Here is a 15,290-nt window from a genome sequence, read left to right on the forward strand (position 1 = left end):
GGCCGACTGCGGTTAGCCGTTACGCGCCGCCTGCGCGGCGCGCTTCCAGGGCCGATCGCACCGCATCGACGCGCGCCGCATGCACCGCTTCCGGAATGCGCTGCGGCTGGTTAGCATGGCGCCGCGCCACCTCACCGGCATTGACCGCCTGCGCTGCGCGCATGGCATCCCGCAGCCAGCCCTCCTGAGGGAAAGGCTGGTCGTCGAAGCCGGTGCGTCCGCGCTGATCGCATTCGCAGGCATGCAGCATGTCGACGAAGCGCAGCGGCTTGCGGAAGGCGTCGCAGCGCTCGAGCAGGGTCACGATGGTATTCGGCCGCATCTCCAGCGCGCGCGACACGTTGCCGTGCTCGCGCGCAGTCATCACCGCCAGGTCGCGACACTCATTCGGAATTTTCAGGCGGCGGCAGACCTGCTCCGCCAGTTTCACGCTCAGCGCCTCATGACCAGGATGCTTCGGCCATTGCAGCGGATCGGTTGCGCCCTTGCCAAGATCGTGCAGCAGCGCGGCGCAGCGGATCGGCAAATCGTAGCCGCGCCGCGCCGCATAGTCGACGACCATCATCACGTGCACGCCGGTGTCGATTTCCGGATGATGCAGCGCCGGCTGCGGCACGCCCCACAAGGCATTCAACTCGGGGAGGATGCGCTCGAGCGCGCTGCAGTCGCGCAGCACCTGGAACATGCGCGACGGCTGCTGCTCCATCAGGCCGCGCGCCAGCTCCTGCCACACCCGTTCCGGCACCAGCGCATCGACCTCACCGGCCTCCACCATGCGCCGCATCAGCGCATTGGTTTCCGGCGCCACGACGAAACCGGTAAAGCGCGCCGCAAAGCGGGCCACGCGCAGGATGCGCACCGGGTCTTCCGCAAACGCTTCCGAGACGTGGCGGAACACCCGCGCCTGCAAGTCGCTGCGCCCCCCTAACGGGTCGACGATGGTGCCGTCCTCGTCCTTAGCCATCGCATTGATGGTCAAATCGCGCCGCACCAGGTCCTGCTCGAGGGTGACGTCGGACGCCGCATGAAACACGAATCCCTTGTAGCCGGGCGCGGTCTTGCGTTCGGTACGCGCCAGCGCGTATTCCTCATGCGTGACCGGATGCAGGAATACCGGGAAGTCCTTGCCGACCGGCGTGAAGCCGCGCGCGATCATGTCGTCGGGCGTCGCGCCGACGACCACGTGGTCGTGATCCTGCACAGGCAGGCCGAGCAGTTCGTCGCGCACCGCGCCGCCGACGATATAGGTTTTCATGTCTGATCCAGCCGTCGTTGAGACGTCGCCGCCATCAATCCGGATAGACGTCGTATTTTTCCAGGCGTTCCTGCTCCGCAAGCGCGTCCCGCACCCACTGCGCGACCGCCGGATGTGCGGCTACGCGGTCCATGTAGGCTTGCAGCGCCGGCGCCATCCATACGCCATAGGTGCGAAAGCGCATGACGACCGGTGAAAAATAGGCGTCGGCGATCGAGAAATCGCCGAACAGGAACTGGTGCGGCCCGGAATGCGCCAGGCAGTCTTCCCAGATTTCGCAGATACGGCTGATATCGTTCTGGGCCGCCGGCGTGCGTCCCTTGCCGGGAAAGCTGGCGCGGATATTCATCCACATTGCGCTGCGCAGGCCGGTGAAGCCGGAATGCATTTCCGCGCAAATCGAACGCGCCATGGCGCGCGCCTCGACATCCTGCGGCCACATGCCCTTGTCGGGAAACTGCTCGGCCAGATACTCGCAGATCGCCAGCGAATCCCACACCGTGGTTTTGCCGGACACCAGCACCGGCACCCGGCCGGCGGCGGAATACTGTCCGATGCGCGCGGACGTATCGGGCCGGTCGAGTCCGATGCGCACTTCCTCGAACGGAATGCCGAAGGCCGTCATCGCCACCCAGGGGCGCATCGACCACGACGAATAATTCTTGTTGCCGATGACGAGTTTCAAGCCCGCTTTTTCAGCGGCGGAAAGGGTTTGGGAAAGGGTCGGGTCAAGTTCGGTGGTTTGCATACATCCGGTTCCATAGGCTGATTGTCACGCGTAATTCTCGCATGATGATGCGAGAGGCGCAGTGCCCGGTGAGGATAATGCGTTTACTACCGTTTGCCAAACGCACCTGAAATTCACTCTATAAATAACGACGCTCAAGTTTTCCCTTTTGAGGAAGGTACTTGCGGTTGAGGAGTGAAAGGTACGGCTTAATTCGGGGAATGCTCAGTGTCCTGCTTAACTTTATTTTGCAAATGCGCCAGAAATGCTTCTACCACTGCTGCGTCATAGATTCGTCCGCATCCTGCACTTAATTCGGCAATCCCATCTTCATAGCTTTTGGCCGGTCGATACGGGCGGTGGGAGGTGATAGCATCGAAGACATCTGCGACAGCAATTATTCTAGCCTCTAAACAAATCTCCTCTCCGGAAAGCCCACGCGGGTAACCGGAACCGTCAAGCCGTTCATGATGCTGATATACCATTTCTGCAATCGGCCATGGAAAATCAATCCCTTTGAGGATTTCGAATCCATTTTCCGGGTGAGATCGCATGATCTCCATTTCCGGCCTGGTAAGCTTAGTTGGTTTACCAAGAATGTCGATAGGAACAGCAATCTTGCCGATATCATGAATCTGCGCGCCTAGCAGCAATCCTCTGAGCCGATGCTCATCTAAATTGAGAACGCAACCAATCGCATGGCAGATTTTTACGACTTGCTGCTGGTGGCCTGCGGTGTAGGCGTCCCGCTTTTCAACTGCCAGTGCGATAGCCTCGACCGTATTGCTGAACGAACAAGCGAGCTGCGCGCTCTGGCGCAGCAATTCCTCATTGGCTCGCATTAAAGGTGTCAAATCTTCGTGGGCAATGACCGCTTTGATTTGCTCAGCACCTGGAAATGGCGTTATCGTCAGTAGAAACCAGTGGCGCTCGGTAGGCGAATTGCATGGATATTCGATTTGAAATTTGTCCAGCTTGCCACTTAATACTTGCCGAAGCCCTGCCGCCACCTTGCGCGCCATGCTGGCATCTTCAAGCTCTTTTTCACCGCCACCAGCACAGCAGCGAATTCCGTCGAGCAGGTCGAGGTAATTTGACCCGATGCCGTAGCGGAGATCGCAATTACCGTTGGCATCGGAATAGCGCATCCATGCCTTGTTCACTTCGAGGATAGTGCCGTTACAGTCAATGAGTGCGACATGGGCGCTTAGCGCGTCAATGATAGGTGAATATGTCCTAGCTATATTCCCCGCTGTGACATCCGCGCTGGACGATTGACGTTCACAATCCATTTCAAAAGCCATTAGGCTCCCCCGTTCTGAGGCCTGATCTTCTGTGTCCATCGTGCGCGTTGCAAGCGTCGAAGGCAAACCTGTCCCATCAATGACTAGGGCCCCCGACAAGATGGTTACCCCACCATATGCACTTACATATTAGCAATTATTATTGATGTCTAAAAGGTACGCGCTGCGATGCCGATTAGCGAGCAAATTGCTTGCATTTACGCTGCGGCGGTAGCGCGTCCCGGCCAAGGCGGCCATTCCGGAGGCAAGGGGGAATTGTTTTGAATTTGGCAAAGAATTCGCCGCATGACTCCGGCTTACCGCCAAGATCGTCACCCTGAACCGAACGCCGGCACCTTCAAGCACAAGCCGCTTGCACCGCTAGCGGGGTGCCCGCACATGCATGGTTGCGACATGCTCATGCGGACGATCGCCGTGCAGATAGGCAGGCGCCACCTCTTCCAGCGCGGTGGGTTCGATGCCGAGCGTATTCTTCATCGAAGTCGTGGCGACATTATCGACTTTCATCGAGTCGAGATTATCCCGGCTCATCAAGGGCTGCGCGGACATATGTTCGAGCAAGGCCGCCTCTAGACGCGCCAGCACAGGCGGCAACCCGAATACCGGGCGGGGATGGCCGGAGAATGCTCCCGCCAGCTTGACCAGTTCGCGCAAGGTATAGACGGTCGGCCCAGCCAGTTCATATATCTTGCCGATCGTGGTCTTTTCGTTAAGCGCATGGACGAACGCCTGCGCCACATCTTCGACATACACTGGCTGGAACTTCGCATCGGCCGCGGCCACCGGCAGCACGGGAAAACGTTTCGCCAGCGAGGCGAATAGATTGAGGAAGTGGTCGCGCTCGCCGAACACGACAGAAGGGCGGAATATCGTGACCCCGACCGCCGGGTTGGACAGCGCAGCCTCTTCGCCGTCCGCCTTCGAGCGCAGGTACATCGAGGGCGCGTTCTTGTCGGCGCCCAGCGCGCTCATGTGCAAATAGTGCTGCACGCCGTGGCGCGCACATGCCGCCACGATTTTTCTCGGCAGATCCACATGCGCCCGCGCGAATTCCCGGCCATAAGCTTCGCCGGACCGCGCGGTCGGATCATGCAGGATGCCGACCAGATTGATGACCGCCGTGTTGCCCGGCACCAGCCGGTCGAGCGTCGCCTCGTCATGCACGTCGGCCTCGATCACGTCATCCATCGACGGCACCAGAAGCAGGTCCTTGGCGTGGTCGAAATGGCGTGTCGGCACGATCGCGCGCCAGTCGGTTAGCGCCAGCTTGGCAATGATATGGCTGCCGATGAAACCGGAACCACCGATAACCAGAACGGAATGGAATGCCATGGTTTCACTCCTCGTGAATATCCCCATTCATCATAGGATCAATTGATGCGGGATGCGAGGGTGAAACGGGGATGGCGGGCCATTGCAGCAGGGAATTCCTGCAATGGCCCAACTGGCTGAATGGCATCGAGGAGGAGCCGCCAAGGGGCGGCTCCGGTTATGGTAGGTCGCTGGCGACAAAACCCTTTGGCGCCACGGTGCCGAGCCGCGCCTTGAGCGATTGTGGCTTGCTCTCGAACAGCGCCGCGTAATAGGTCGCGTTCGACAACACCTTCTTCACGTAGTCGCGCGTTTCGTTGAATGGAATCGACTCCGCGAAGATCGCGCCTTCCACCGCGCGCGTGAGCGTCGAACGCCATGCGCGCGGGCGTCCCGGCCCGGCGTTGTAGGCGGCGGTAGCCATTGCCTGCGAGCCATCCAGATCGCCAAGCACCATGTTCAGGTAGTTCGTGCCGAGCAGGATGTTGGTATTAACGTCATTCATTTGCGTATGCGCGAACCCCGTCAACCCGATCTTGCGCGCCACGAATTGCGCCGTGGACGGCATCACTTGCATCAAGCCCGAGGCTCCCACATGGGAACGCGCATGCTGGACGAAACGCGATTCCTGCCGGATCAGCCCGTACACCCAGGCCATGTCGAGGCCGAGCTTTTGCGTGGTCGCCAGCATCACATCCTGGAACGGAGACGGGAAACGCTGGGTGAAATCGACTTCCGACTTCGTGCGGTCCGAGGTATTCACCATGCGGTCGAGCACATTCTTCTGGCGCGCGAATTCGGCCGCGGCAAGGTGTTGCCGCTCATTCATCTTGCGCAGCTCCCAGTTCCACTCGCGATAGCCTTCGAAGCGCATCTCCAGCTCGAAGAATTTCAGCGCGCGCCGAAAGCCCTGGTTTTCCGCCATCGGCGACAGCTCTTCCGCCGTCACTGCCTGTGCACGCGGCGGAATCGTGACCTTCTGATCCAGTTCTTCCAGCGCAAGCTGGCCGTAGAAGTTGGTCTGATCGGCAATCGAGCGAAACAGCTTGTGCGCCTCATCCTTCTTGCCTTCCGCAAGATAGGCGCGCCCCAGCCAGTAAATCCAGGTCGAGTCCCTGGCCAGCGATTGCGGCATTGCCTCGATCGTGGTGCGTACCAGCTTCCAGTCGCCGGCCCGCAGTGCGGCACGCACCTTCCACTGATAGCCGTCGCTCGACAACGGCGCGTCGCCGGTGCGGCGCCAGTACACCGTTGCATCGGGCGCCAGCTTGACCGAAGACTGCAGGGCGATCTGCGCCCATGCGAGGGCCACCTCTTCCGGCTTGAGCCGGTCCGAGGCTGATACCAGCGCGTCGACAGCACGGTCCGGATTGGCCTTGGCGGCGCGGCCGAGCGCGACGATGAATACTTCATGCGCGGTGCGGTTGCTGCCGGGCCCGCGCGCGACCACTTTTTCCGGCTTGTCGAGCGCCTGCAGCAAGGTGCTTTCGCCGGCATCGGTCAGGGGCGCGAGCCTGCGGATGGTGCCGGCATAGCCCGATTCGGCCACCAGCCGGATCTGCGCCCAGACATCGTCGGCATTGAATTGACTGGATTGCACCAGCGTCGAAATCAACGCCGGACAGGCTTCGCCGTAGTTCTGCGGCGCCACCAGCACCGAGCGGGCATCGTCCGCCACGTTCTGGCCTTTCAGGGCCTTCGACATCAGCGCGTAGCATTTGACCTGCGTGTCGTCGTTGAGCACGAATTGCGGATACTGCTCGTCGAACAGCGCCCAGTTGCGGGCACGTCCCAATTCGAGCAGCCAGTCGTTGCGCAGGCGATCGGCGATGGCCTGGCCGTCGTAGCGCATCAGGAAGTCGCGGATTTCCTGTTCCGGTGCGCTATTGATGCGCGGCTTGAGCCGGAAATAATCGACGTAGGACGGAATGGCGTAATTGCCCAGTCGTGCGGCATAATCGGCGGCGCGTGTCGCATCGTTGTTGCGCGCCGCATCGCGCAGCGCGAGGAACACGTCGTCGTCGCTGACAAAACTGGCAATACGTGCATGCGCCGCGGGCGCCAACAGGACCGCCGACGTAGTCGCCAGCGCGACACGGACAATCCATCTCATCGGGAACATCAATTTACCGCCCTCTCGAACATTGGAACCACATTTTGTAGGATAGCATGTGATGCCACGAAATTTACACCGACCTCATGCTCAACAACACCTTGGATAAAGCCGCCCTGCGACGCGTGTTGCTCGCGAACAGACAAGCAATCACCGCAGAAGTTCGGCAGCAATGGGATGCCGCCATCGGCGCGCGTGTGCTCGCTTGGTGGAATGCCAACCCGGTGCGCTGCCTCGGCGTCTACTGGCCAATCCGGAACGAGCCGGACCTGCGCGAGTTGTACCAGGCTTTGGTGCGTCAGGGCGTGCAACTGGCGCTGCCGGCTGTAACGGCGCGCGATGCGCCGTTAAGCTTCATCGGCTGGCAGCCGGGAGAGGTGCTGGTCAAGGATGCGTTCGGTGCGATGGTGCCACAGGATGCAGCCAGCGAGGTGAAGCCCGATACGCTGCTGATCCCGTGCGTCGGATTCAATTCCGACCGCTTCCGCCTTGGTTATGGCGGCGGCTTCTACGACCGCACCTTGGCCGCCGCGCCGCGCCCGCTTGCGGCCGGCGTGGCTTACGAATGCTGCCGCGCTGAATTCGACGCCGATACGTTCGACATTGCGCTGGACGTGATGATCACCGAGCAGTCGCCGCTGGAGGATACGCCGCAGCACGCATGACGGCGTACTGCGGCATGTGACGCGTTAATGGCAGGGCGTCAACGCGAGGAACCATTCAGGCGACGGCAGATTTCCATCGTCGCCGCGGCCTGGTTGAGGGTATAAAAATGCAGGCCCGGAGCGCCGCCCGCGAGCAGCCGTTCGCACAAAGCCGTGACGACGTCCACGCCGAACGCCTTGATCGATGCGGAATCGTCGCCGAAGCTCGCCAGCTTGAGGCGAATCCAGCGCGGGATTTCGGCGCCGCACATATCGGAAAACCGCATCAGCTGCGAGTAATTCGTGATCGGCATGATGCCGGCCACGATCGGCACCGTCACGCCAACCTTGCCGGCTTCCTCGACAAATCGGAAGTAGGCGTCGGCGTTGTAGAAGTATTGCGTGATCGCCGCATTCGCGCCGGCCTGCACCTTGCGCGCGAATCGTTGCACGTCGTCCTGCGGAGAACGTGCCTGCGGATGCATTTCCGGATAGGCCGCCACTTCGATATGGAACCAGTCGCCGGTCTCGGCGCGCACGAACTCGACCAGCTCATTGGCATAGCGCAGCTCGCCGGAGGCGCCATAACCGCTCGGCAGGTCGCCGCGCAACGCGACGAGGCGCCGGATGCCGTTGGCCTGGTATTCATCCAGGACCGCGCGCAGGCTGTCGCGCGAGCTGCCGATGCAGGACAGGTGCGGAGCGGCTTCATGGCCTTCGCGTTTGATCTCGAGTACGGTTTCGAGCGTCCCCTTTTGGGTCGAGCCGCCTGCGCCGAACGTCACTGAAAAATATTTCGGTTTCAGCTCCGCCAGCCTGGCGCGCGCGGCGCGCAGCTTTTCCACGCCTTCCGGTGTCTTGGGCGGGAAAAACTCAATGCTGAAGTTCTGTTGTGTCATTTCATTTTAATAATAGGGAGGACAGCGCCCACGAAATAAGGCTGTACAGGATCGCTCCGCCGAATGCCGACCAGAATCCGGTCACATGGAAGCCGCTGACAAAATTGGCCACCAGCCAGAACAGCAGGGCGTTGATCACGAAAATGAACAGCCCCAGCGTCAGTAAGGTGACGGGCAGCGTCAGCAGCACCAGGATGGGACGGATCAGCACGTTGACCAGGCCCAGGATCAGCGCAGCGACCAGAGCGGTGCCAAAGTTCTCGACCCGGATCGACTGCATCAGGTACGGCAATGCAAACAACGCTGCGGCATTGATCAGCCAGGTGATGAGCAAACGCATTTTTCGCCTCCGATCTTCGGACAAGCCGGCGGGCCGCGCTGGCCCGCCTGCCTTACTTCGCGCCTTGGCCCCTTCAGGCGAAGGGGCAGCCAGCCATCTTAGTAACGATAGTGATCCGCCTTGTACGGCCCGGTCTTCTTCACGCCGATATACGCTGCCTGCTCATCGGTCAGTTCGGTCAGTTGCGCATTGAGCTTCTTCAGCTGCAGGCGCGCGACCTTTTCGTCCAGGTGCTTGGGCAGCGTATACACGCCGACCGGATACGCGGCGGTATTGGTAAACAGCTCGATTTGGGCGATCGTCTGGTTCGCGAACGACGAGCTCATCACGTACGACGGATGGCCAGTGGCGCAGCCGAGGTTGACCAGGCGGCCTTCGGCCAGCAGGATGATGCGCTTGCCAGGTTTTCCATCAACTGCGGGGAAAATCACATGGTCGACCTGCGGCTTGATGTTTTCCCAGGTGTACTGGCGCAGCGCGGCGACTTCGATCTCGTTGTCGAAGTGGCCGATGTTGCAGACGATGGCCTGGTCTTTCATGCGCTTCATGTGCTCGTGCGTGATCACATGGTAGTTGCCGGTGCAGGTAACGAAGATGTCGCCGTGCTCGGCGGCGTATTCCATAGTCACGACGCGATAGCCTTCCATGGCCGCCTGCAGCGCGCAGATCGGATCGATCTCGGTGACCCACACTTGCGCCGACAATGCGCGCAGCGCCTGCGCCGAGCCCTTGCCCACGTCGCCGTAGCCACAGACCACGGCGACTTTGCCGGCGACCATGACGTCGGTGGCACGCTTGATGCCGTCGACCAGCGATTCGCGGCAGCCGTACAGGTTGTCGAATTTCGACTTGGTGACCGAGTCATTGACATTAATCGCCGGGAAGGCGAGCTTGCCTTCCTTGTGCATCTGGTACAGGCGATGCACGCCGGTAGTGGTTTCCTCGGTCACGCCCTTGATCTGCGCCAGACGGGTCGAGTACCAGGACGGATCGATTGCCAGCTGCTTCTTGATCGCATTGAACAGGCACACTGCCTCGTCCGATTCCGGGTTCGCCAGCACCCCCGGGTCCTTCTCTGCGCGAGCGCCCAGGTGCAGCAGCAGCGTCGCATCGCCGCCATCGTCGAGGATCATGTTGGAATAGCCGCCATCGGGCCAATCGAAGATGCGATGAGTGAAGTCCCAGTATTCGTCGAGCGACTCGCCCTTGAATGCGAATACCGGGGTGCCGTTGGCGGCGATGGCGGCGGCGGCGTGATCCTGCGTCGAATAGATGTTGCAGGATGCCCAGCGCACCTGCGCGCCCAGCGCTTCCAGCGTCTGGATCAGCACCGCGGTCTGGATCGTCATGTGCAGCGAACCGGTGATGCGGGCGCCTTTCAGCGGTTGCGCTGCGGCGTATTCCTCGCGAATCGCCATCAGGCCGGGCATTTCGGTTTCGGCGATCTTGATCTCCTTGCGGCCCCAATCGGCCAGGCTGAGATCGGCGACGAAGAAGTCTTGGGATGTGGTGGATGTCGAGATAACGGCGCTCATCACGCCCTCCTTTCCAGAAAAAGTAGAAAAAAGTAACGTGAGCGCCGTTGCGAAAAAGAATCCAAGCCTGACACGGTCATGAAAACCGTGCTGCAACGCTCCTTGGAGCAGGAATTATACCGCAGTTAAATGGCCAAAAATCCCAACCTGCATCAACGAACCGCTTTCCCCGCCCCACCCTGCAGCGGCGATGCATCGGCGTCCTGCGCCACCTGCGTCCTTTGCGGCACATTGCGCGCAATCCAGCCGAGCATGTCGAGCCAGATGCGTTTGACCTCGGCTTGCGGCGGCATCGCCAGTGCATTCGGCAATTCGATCGTAATCACGGGAACGTTCTTGTGCACGCCGCTATAGTTCCCAAGCGAACCGGGATAAACACCGACCGGGCTGAGATGCAGGCGCCCGAAACGGCGCGGTGCCGGCGCCGGACCATCGAAATCGAGCACGCCGAACGGCGCGTGCACCGAAATGATGACATGCGGCCGAAAACGCTCCATTTCCTGGTTCAGCCAGCGGGTCTCGGGTTCGGACAATGGGGCTGCGCCGGGAAAGCGGCGCGGATCGCTGCGTGTCACCCTTGTCCAGTAACGCGGCGCATCATGCTTCCAGTCGGGAGTCGGGAAATTACGGTTCAGGTCGACGCCATTGGCATTGACGCGTTGTGGCTTAGGCGCGAGCAAGCCATCCGGATTAACCACCGGTGCAACGTCCCATTCGAAGTCGCGCGCGGGCGCGGTCTGCATCCACTGCATCCACTGGAACACGATGGCTGCCGCCGTGAGTTCGTCGCCGTGAATGCCGCCCAACAGCAAGACGCGCACCGGTTCCTTGTGAGGACTGCCGCTTTTTGCCGCCGGAATGACGCGCTTCAGGATAGGGAAACCCTTCTGCGACAGCGCGCCAGTCGGTTTCAGCGCGCTTTGCTGACAGTCCGCGACGGAAACGTCTGGCAGGCGCGCGCTCAGGCGCTTGCACCAGTCGGCAGGCTGTGATGGAGCAGCATTTCCGCCGAAAGCGGACAGACACCATACCAGTCCGATAATTACAGAAGTGCAACGAAGCAGTCGCACGATGAAGTCAACCTCTTACGCAGCACTTGCCGCAGAAAAACTCTATATTACTAATCGCGCGCCACAAATGCTACGGGGCGCCTCGCTCGGGAGGCGCCCCGTCGTTTTTTTGACGCAATGCAAGCGCTCTTACAGTCCTGCCGCCGCGCGCAGTGCCTGGGCCTTGTCAGTACGCTCCCAGCTGAATTCCGGCTCTTCACGCCCGAAATGGCCATACGCGGCAGTCTTGCCATAGATTGGGCGCAGCAGGTCGAGCATCTGGACGATACCCTTCGGACGCAAGTCGAACAATTCCTGCACCAGCATTGCCAGATGCTCGTCGCTCACCTTGCCGGTGCCGAAGGTTGTCACCATCACCGAGGTCGGCTTGGCGATGCCGATGGCATAGGAGACCTGGATCTGGCAGCGCTTGGCCAACCCTGCGGCGACGATATTCTTGGCCACGTAACGTCCGGCATAGGCGGCGGAACGGTCAACCTTGGACGGGTCCTTGCCGGAGAATGCCCCGCCGCCATGCGGTGCTGCACCGCCGTAGGTGTCGACGATGATCTTGCGTCCGGTCAGGCCGCAATCGCCTTGCGGGCCACCGATCACGAAACGGCCGGTCGGGTTGATCAGGTAGCGGGTATTTTTCAGCCATTCCTGCGGCAGAACTGGCTTGATAATTTCCTCGATGGCCGCTTCCTCGATCGCCTTATGCGTCATTTCCGGGCTGTGCTGGGTGGAGAGCACGATGGTATCGATCGCCACCGGCACGCCGTCCGCATAGCGCAGCGTCACCTGGGACTTGGCATCCGGGCGCAGCCAGGGCAGACGGCCATCCTTGCGCAATTGCGACTGGCGCTCGACGATGCGGTGCGCGTAGTAAATCGCTGCCGGCATCAGTTCAGGCGTCTCGTCGCAGGCATAGCCGAACATCAGGCCCTGGTCGCCCGCGCCCTGATCGAGATCCAGCCCCTTGCCCTCGTCGACGCCCTGCGCGATATCCGGCGACTGCTTGTCATAGGCCACCAGCACCGCGCAGCTCTTGTAGTCGATGCCGTAGTCGGCATTGTCGTAACCGATACGTTTGAGAGTGTCGCGCGCTACCCCGATGTAATCGACATTTGCATCCGCAGTGATTTCGCCGGCAAGCACGACCAGACCGGTATTGCACAGCGTTTCAGCCGCAACGCGGGCCTTCGGGTCTTGTGTCAGGATTGCGTCGAGAATCGCGTCGGAAATCTGATCGGCGACTTTGTCGGGGTGACCTTCGGAAACAGACTCCGAGGTGAAGAGATATTCATTTGCCATCGCAGGCTCCTTGTAGAGAGATTGTTGTCGACCCTGTCGCGGCCAACTCAATGAGCCTGCGACGCTTTAGCGAAATTTGTAGGCCGCCTCGCAAGTTGTCTGATTAACTCGGCGGAAAAAACGGCAATCCGAGATGGCCCAAATAACGGACCAGCGGACTGTCGGTGTGATATTTTACGCGTCTGGAAAAATTCCACAAACTTTCTCGTTGCGTTTTTGATGCTAGTCACTCTTTTTCGCCTGCTCTCGGTCTTGCCATTGCCGATACTGCATGCAATTGGTTCCCTGCTCGGCTGGCTGGTCTACCTCGCGTCCCCTTCCTACAGACGTAGACTAAAAGACAATATTGTGCGCGCCGGATTTCCGCAAGCGCTGCCGCGGGCGATCGCCGAAGCCGGCAAGAACATACTCGAACTACCTTTCATCTGGTGCGCATCGTCGCAGCGCGTACTGGGCAGCGCAAAGATCGAAAATTGGGAAATCGTGCAGGCGGCGCTCGACGCGAAACGCGGCATCGTCTTTTTGACGCCGCATCTGGGCTGCTTTGAAATCACCGCGCAATACGTCGCGACGAGGACGCCGCTGACCGTGATGTACCGCCCGCCGCGCAAGGAGACGTTAAAGCCACTGATCGAAGGCGCGCGCGCCCGAGGCGACTTGCGGCTGGCGCCGGCCACCCTGGCTGGCGTGCGCACTTTGCTGAAAACGCTTCGCAGCGGCGGCCCGATCGGCGTGCTGCCGGACCAGGTGCCGCAAAACGGGGAAGGCGTCTGGGCCGATTTCTTCGGCAAGCCTGCCTATACCATGACGCTGCCGGCCAAGATGCAGCAAATGAGCGGCGCGCCGATCATCCTGGTCTATGCGGAACGCCTGCCGTTCGGGCGCGGCTACCTGATCCGCTTCGTGGCGTTCGAGGAAGCGCTGGGCGACACGCCGCAGCAACAGGCTCGCGCCATCAATGCCGCAATGGAGCGCCTGATCGCGCGCTGCCCGGCGCAATACTTCTGGAGCTATAACCGCTACAAGACGCCGCCCGGCGTCGCCGCTCCAACCGAACAAAGGGAAACCGCATGAGGCTGCTGCTGGGTTTGATGTGGCTGCTGCACTGGCTGCCCCTGCCGCTGCTGGGCCGCCTCGGGGAAGCGATCGGTTCGCTGCTGTTCATCATGGTGCGCTCGCGCCGCAGGATCACCCTGACCAACCTGCGACTGTGCCTGCCGCAGCTGCCGGAAGAGCAGCGCCGCATGATTGCAAAGCGCCACTTCCAGGGATATGCGCGCAGCATCCTGGAGCGCGGGGTGCTGTGGTGGGCCTCGGCGGCGCGCCTGAAACGCCTGATCGTCGTCGAACCGGGCGTGCCGCTCGACGCGATCCAGGCCGGGCCGACCATCCTCTTGTGCCCGCATTTCGTTTGCCTGGATGTCGCCGGCGTGGCGATCACGCTGGAGACGTCCGGCTGCTCCATCTATTCCGAGCAGAAAAGCAAGGTGTTCGATCAAGCGCTGCGCAAGGGCCGCTCGCGCTTTCATCCGGTGCGGCTGTTTTCGCGCGGCGACGGCATCAAGCCGATCATCCGGGCGATGCGCGAAGGCTTGCCGTTCTTCATGCTGCCGGACATGGACTTCGGTTCCAAGGATGCGGAATTCGTGCCCTTCTTCGGCGTGCCGGCAGCCACCCTGACGGCGACCGCGCGCCTGGCAGCGGCGACCGGCGCCAAGGTGATGCCGGTGATCGCGACATTCCTGCCAGGTTACCGTGGCTGGAAAGTGAAGTTTTATCCGGCATGGGAGAATTATCCCGGCCTGGACATGATCGAAGCGACGCGCCGCATGAATGCCTTCATCGAAGAGCGCGTGCGGGAAGCGCCGGCCGAGTATTTCTGGGCGCATAAGCGCTTCAAGACCCGGCCGCCGGGCGAACCCGGTTTTTATTAGAATCATTCGCATGAAACTCAAATTCACCAAAATGCATGGCGCCGGCAACGATTTCGTCGTCATCGACGGTATCCACCAGCAGATCGATTTCACGCCGGCGCAGTGGAAGCGGCTGGCCGACCGCCGTTTCGGGGTTGGGGCCGACCAGATGCTGGTGGTCGAAAAACCGCAATCGGCAGGCGTCGATTTCCGCTACCGCATCTACAACGCCGACGGCGGCGAAGTCGAGCAATGCGGCAACGGCTCTCGCGCGTTCGTCAAATTCGTCACCGACAAGGGCCTCACCAACAAGCGCACGATCAGGGTAGAAACCATGTCGGGCGTGATCGAGCCACACCTGGAAGCCGATGGCAGCATTACGGTGGACATGGGCGCGCCGGTGCTGGAACCCGAGCGCGTGCCGTTCGATGCGGCGGGCTTGCAAGGCAGGCGCGAAGGCGACGACCTGCTCTGGCCCCTTGAAATCAATGGCAAGACTTGCTGGTTCTCCGTGGTGTCGATGGGCAATCCACATGCCGTGCAAGTCGTCGTCGATGCGCACACCGCTGCCGTGGAACTGGATGGACCGGTGATCGAACATCATCCGCGCTTTCCCAGGCGGGTCAACGCCGGCTTCATGCAGATCGTCGACCGTCGCCACGTCCGGTTGCGGGTATTCGAGCGCGGCGCAGGCGAGACGCTTGCCTGCGGCACTGGCGCCTGCGCTGCCGTCGTCGCCGGCATCCGCCGTGGCCTGCTGGACTCGCCGGTAAAGGTGACGACGCGTGGCGGTGAGTTGTCGATCGCCTGGGCCGGTCCGGGCAAGCCGGTCATGCTGACCGGTCCGGCAGTCAGCGTGTTCGAAGGCGAAATCGAACTTTGATGC

The 15,290-nt window shown here is 61.1% G+C and carries 14 protein-coding genes and 1 riboswitch; of the genes, 4 read left to right on the top strand and 10 right to left on the bottom strand.

Going from position 1 to position 15,290, the window contains the following annotated elements; genetic code table 11:
- Positions 1–19 precede the first annotated feature (19 nt).
- From TSA66_RS22285 to TSA66_RS22305, 5 genes are all read right to left on the bottom strand, one after another.
- On the bottom strand, positions 20–1,255 hold the full coding sequence (locus TSA66_RS22285; protein WP_040041573.1) for a multifunctional CCA addition/repair protein: 1,236 nt from the start codon (positions 1,253–1,255) through the stop codon (positions 20–22).
- Between the two features lie 34 nt (positions 1,256–1,289).
- Positions 1,290–2,003, bottom strand: a complete 714-nt coding sequence (locus tag TSA66_RS22290) for a glutathione S-transferase family protein (protein WP_040041574.1) — start codon at positions 2,001–2,003, stop codon at positions 1,290–1,292.
- Between the two features lie 188 nt (positions 2,004–2,191).
- Positions 2,192–3,325 (bottom strand): HD-GYP domain-containing protein, encoded by a 1,134-nt coding sequence (locus TSA66_RS25835; protein ID WP_052452528.1) that lies wholly within the window; start codon positions 3,323–3,325, stop codon positions 2,192–2,194.
- Between the two features lie 321 nt (positions 3,326–3,646).
- Positions 3,647–4,618, bottom strand: a complete 972-nt coding sequence (locus TSA66_RS22300) for a complex I NDUFA9 subunit family protein (protein WP_052452529.1) — start codon at positions 4,616–4,618, stop codon at positions 3,647–3,649.
- Positions 4,619–4,775: 157 nt separating this feature from the next.
- A complete protein-coding gene (locus tag TSA66_RS22305; RefSeq protein ID WP_040041575.1) occupies positions 4,776–6,719 on the bottom strand; it encodes a lytic transglycosylase domain-containing protein in 1,944 nt (647 codons plus the stop codon).
- A 77-nt stretch (positions 6,720–6,796) separates the two neighbouring features.
- Here TSA66_RS22305 and TSA66_RS22310 point away from each other — a divergent pair, with 77 nt between their 5' ends.
- Positions 6,797–7,375 carry a 5-formyltetrahydrofolate cyclo-ligase gene (locus TSA66_RS22310; RefSeq protein WP_040041576.1) on the top strand — a complete coding sequence of 193 codons (579 nt, stop codon included), beginning with the start codon at positions 6,797–6,799 and terminating at the stop codon, positions 7,373–7,375.
- Between the two features lie 38 nt (positions 7,376–7,413).
- Here TSA66_RS22310 and metF read toward each other — a convergent pair whose 3' ends face one another.
- The 5 genes from metF to metK all read right to left on the bottom strand — a co-directional run bounded on the left by metF (position 7,414) and on the right by metK (position 12,491).
- On the bottom strand, positions 7,414–8,253 hold the full coding sequence (metF, locus tag TSA66_RS22315) for a methylenetetrahydrofolate reductase [NAD(P)H] (protein ID WP_040041577.1): 840 nt from the start codon (positions 8,251–8,253) through the stop codon (positions 7,414–7,416).
- A 1-nt stretch (position 8,254) separates the two neighbouring features.
- Positions 8,255–8,593, bottom strand: a complete 339-nt coding sequence (locus TSA66_RS22320; protein ID WP_040041578.1) for a phage holin family protein — start codon at positions 8,591–8,593, stop codon at positions 8,255–8,257.
- A 98-nt stretch (positions 8,594–8,691) separates the two neighbouring features.
- The gene (gene ahcY, locus TSA66_RS22325) at positions 8,692–10,128 is read right to left on the bottom strand and encodes an adenosylhomocysteinase (protein WP_408639495.1); all 1,437 of its coding nucleotides are present in this window, start codon (positions 10,126–10,128) and stop codon (positions 8,692–8,694) included.
- Positions 10,129–10,160: 32 nt separating this feature from the next.
- A riboswitch (S-adenosyl-L-homocysteine riboswitch) is annotated at positions 10,161–10,236 on the bottom strand.
- A gap of 44 nt (positions 10,237–10,280) precedes the next feature.
- A complete protein-coding gene (locus TSA66_RS22330) occupies positions 10,281–11,198 on the bottom strand; it encodes a M14 family zinc carboxypeptidase (RefSeq protein WP_232429519.1) in 918 nt (305 codons plus the stop codon).
- Positions 11,199–11,327: 129 nt separating this feature from the next.
- Positions 11,328–12,491 (bottom strand): methionine adenosyltransferase, encoded by a 1,164-nt coding sequence (gene metK / locus TSA66_RS22335; RefSeq protein WP_040041580.1) that lies wholly within the window; start codon positions 12,489–12,491, stop codon positions 11,328–11,330.
- 219 nt (positions 12,492–12,710) lie between these two features.
- On the opposite strand from metK, the gene TSA66_RS22340 reads away from it, so the two are divergent.
- The 3 genes from TSA66_RS22340 to dapF are packed head-to-tail and all read left to right on the top strand — an operon-like array spanning position 12,711 to position 15,287.
- Positions 12,711–13,565 carry a lysophospholipid acyltransferase family protein gene (locus TSA66_RS22340; protein ID WP_040041581.1) on the top strand — a complete coding sequence of 285 codons (855 nt, stop codon included), beginning with the start codon at positions 12,711–12,713 and terminating at the stop codon, positions 13,563–13,565.
- Entirely contained in the window at positions 13,562–14,425 is an 864-nt protein-coding gene (locus TSA66_RS22345; protein WP_040041582.1) for an LpxL/LpxP family acyltransferase, read from the top strand. Before TSA66_RS22340 ends, TSA66_RS22345 begins: the two co-directional genes overlap by 4 nt.
- A 10-nt stretch (positions 14,426–14,435) precedes the next feature.
- Positions 14,436–15,287 carry a diaminopimelate epimerase gene (gene dapF / locus TSA66_RS22350; RefSeq protein WP_040041583.1) on the top strand — a complete coding sequence of 284 codons (852 nt, stop codon included), beginning with the start codon at positions 14,436–14,438 and terminating at the stop codon, positions 15,285–15,287.
- The last annotated feature ends 3 nt before the right edge of the window (positions 15,288–15,290 follow it).

The organism is Noviherbaspirillum autotrophicum, assembly GCF_000818395.1.
GTDB classification, from domain to species: domain Bacteria; phylum Pseudomonadota; class Gammaproteobacteria; order Burkholderiales; family Burkholderiaceae_D; genus Noviherbaspirillum; species Noviherbaspirillum autotrophicum.

Coding starts and splice junctions, on each gene's coding strand:
- TSA66_RS22285 (WP_040041573.1), bottom strand. CDS start 1,255: ATGAAAACCTATATCGTCGGCGGCGCGGTGCGCGACGAACTGCTCGGC.
- TSA66_RS22290 (WP_040041574.1), bottom strand. CDS start 2,003: ATGCAAACCACCGAACTTGACCCGACCCTTTCCCAAACCCTTTCCGCC.
- TSA66_RS25835 (WP_052452528.1), bottom strand. CDS start 3,325: ATGGACACAGAAGATCAGGCCTCAGAACGGGGGAGCCTAATGGCTTTT.
- TSA66_RS22300 (WP_052452529.1), bottom strand. CDS start 4,618: ATGGCATTCCATTCCGTTCTGGTTATCGGTGGTTCCGGTTTCATCGGC.
- TSA66_RS22305 (WP_040041575.1), bottom strand. CDS start 6,719: ATGTTCCCGATGAGATGGATTGTCCGTGTCGCGCTGGCGACTACGTCG.
- TSA66_RS22310 (WP_040041576.1), top strand. CDS start 6,797: ATGCTCAACAACACCTTGGATAAAGCCGCCCTGCGACGCGTGTTGCTC.
- metF (WP_040041577.1), bottom strand. CDS start 8,253: ATGACACAACAGAACTTCAGCATTGAGTTTTTCCCGCCCAAGACACCG.
- TSA66_RS22320 (WP_040041578.1), bottom strand. CDS start 8,593: ATGCGTTTGCTCATCACCTGGCTGATCAATGCCGCAGCGTTGTTTGCA.
- ahcY (WP_408639495.1), bottom strand. CDS start 10,128: ATGAGCGCCGTTATCTCGACATCCACCACATCCCAAGACTTCTTCGTC.
- metK (WP_040041580.1), bottom strand. CDS start 12,491: ATGGCAAATGAATATCTCTTCACCTCGGAGTCTGTTTCCGAAGGTCAC.
- TSA66_RS22340 (WP_040041581.1), top strand. CDS start 12,711: ATGCTAGTCACTCTTTTTCGCCTGCTCTCGGTCTTGCCATTGCCGATA.
- TSA66_RS22345 (WP_040041582.1), top strand. CDS start 13,562: ATGAGGCTGCTGCTGGGTTTGATGTGGCTGCTGCACTGGCTGCCCCTG.
- dapF (WP_040041583.1), top strand. CDS start 14,436: ATGAAACTCAAATTCACCAAAATGCATGGCGCCGGCAACGATTTCGTC.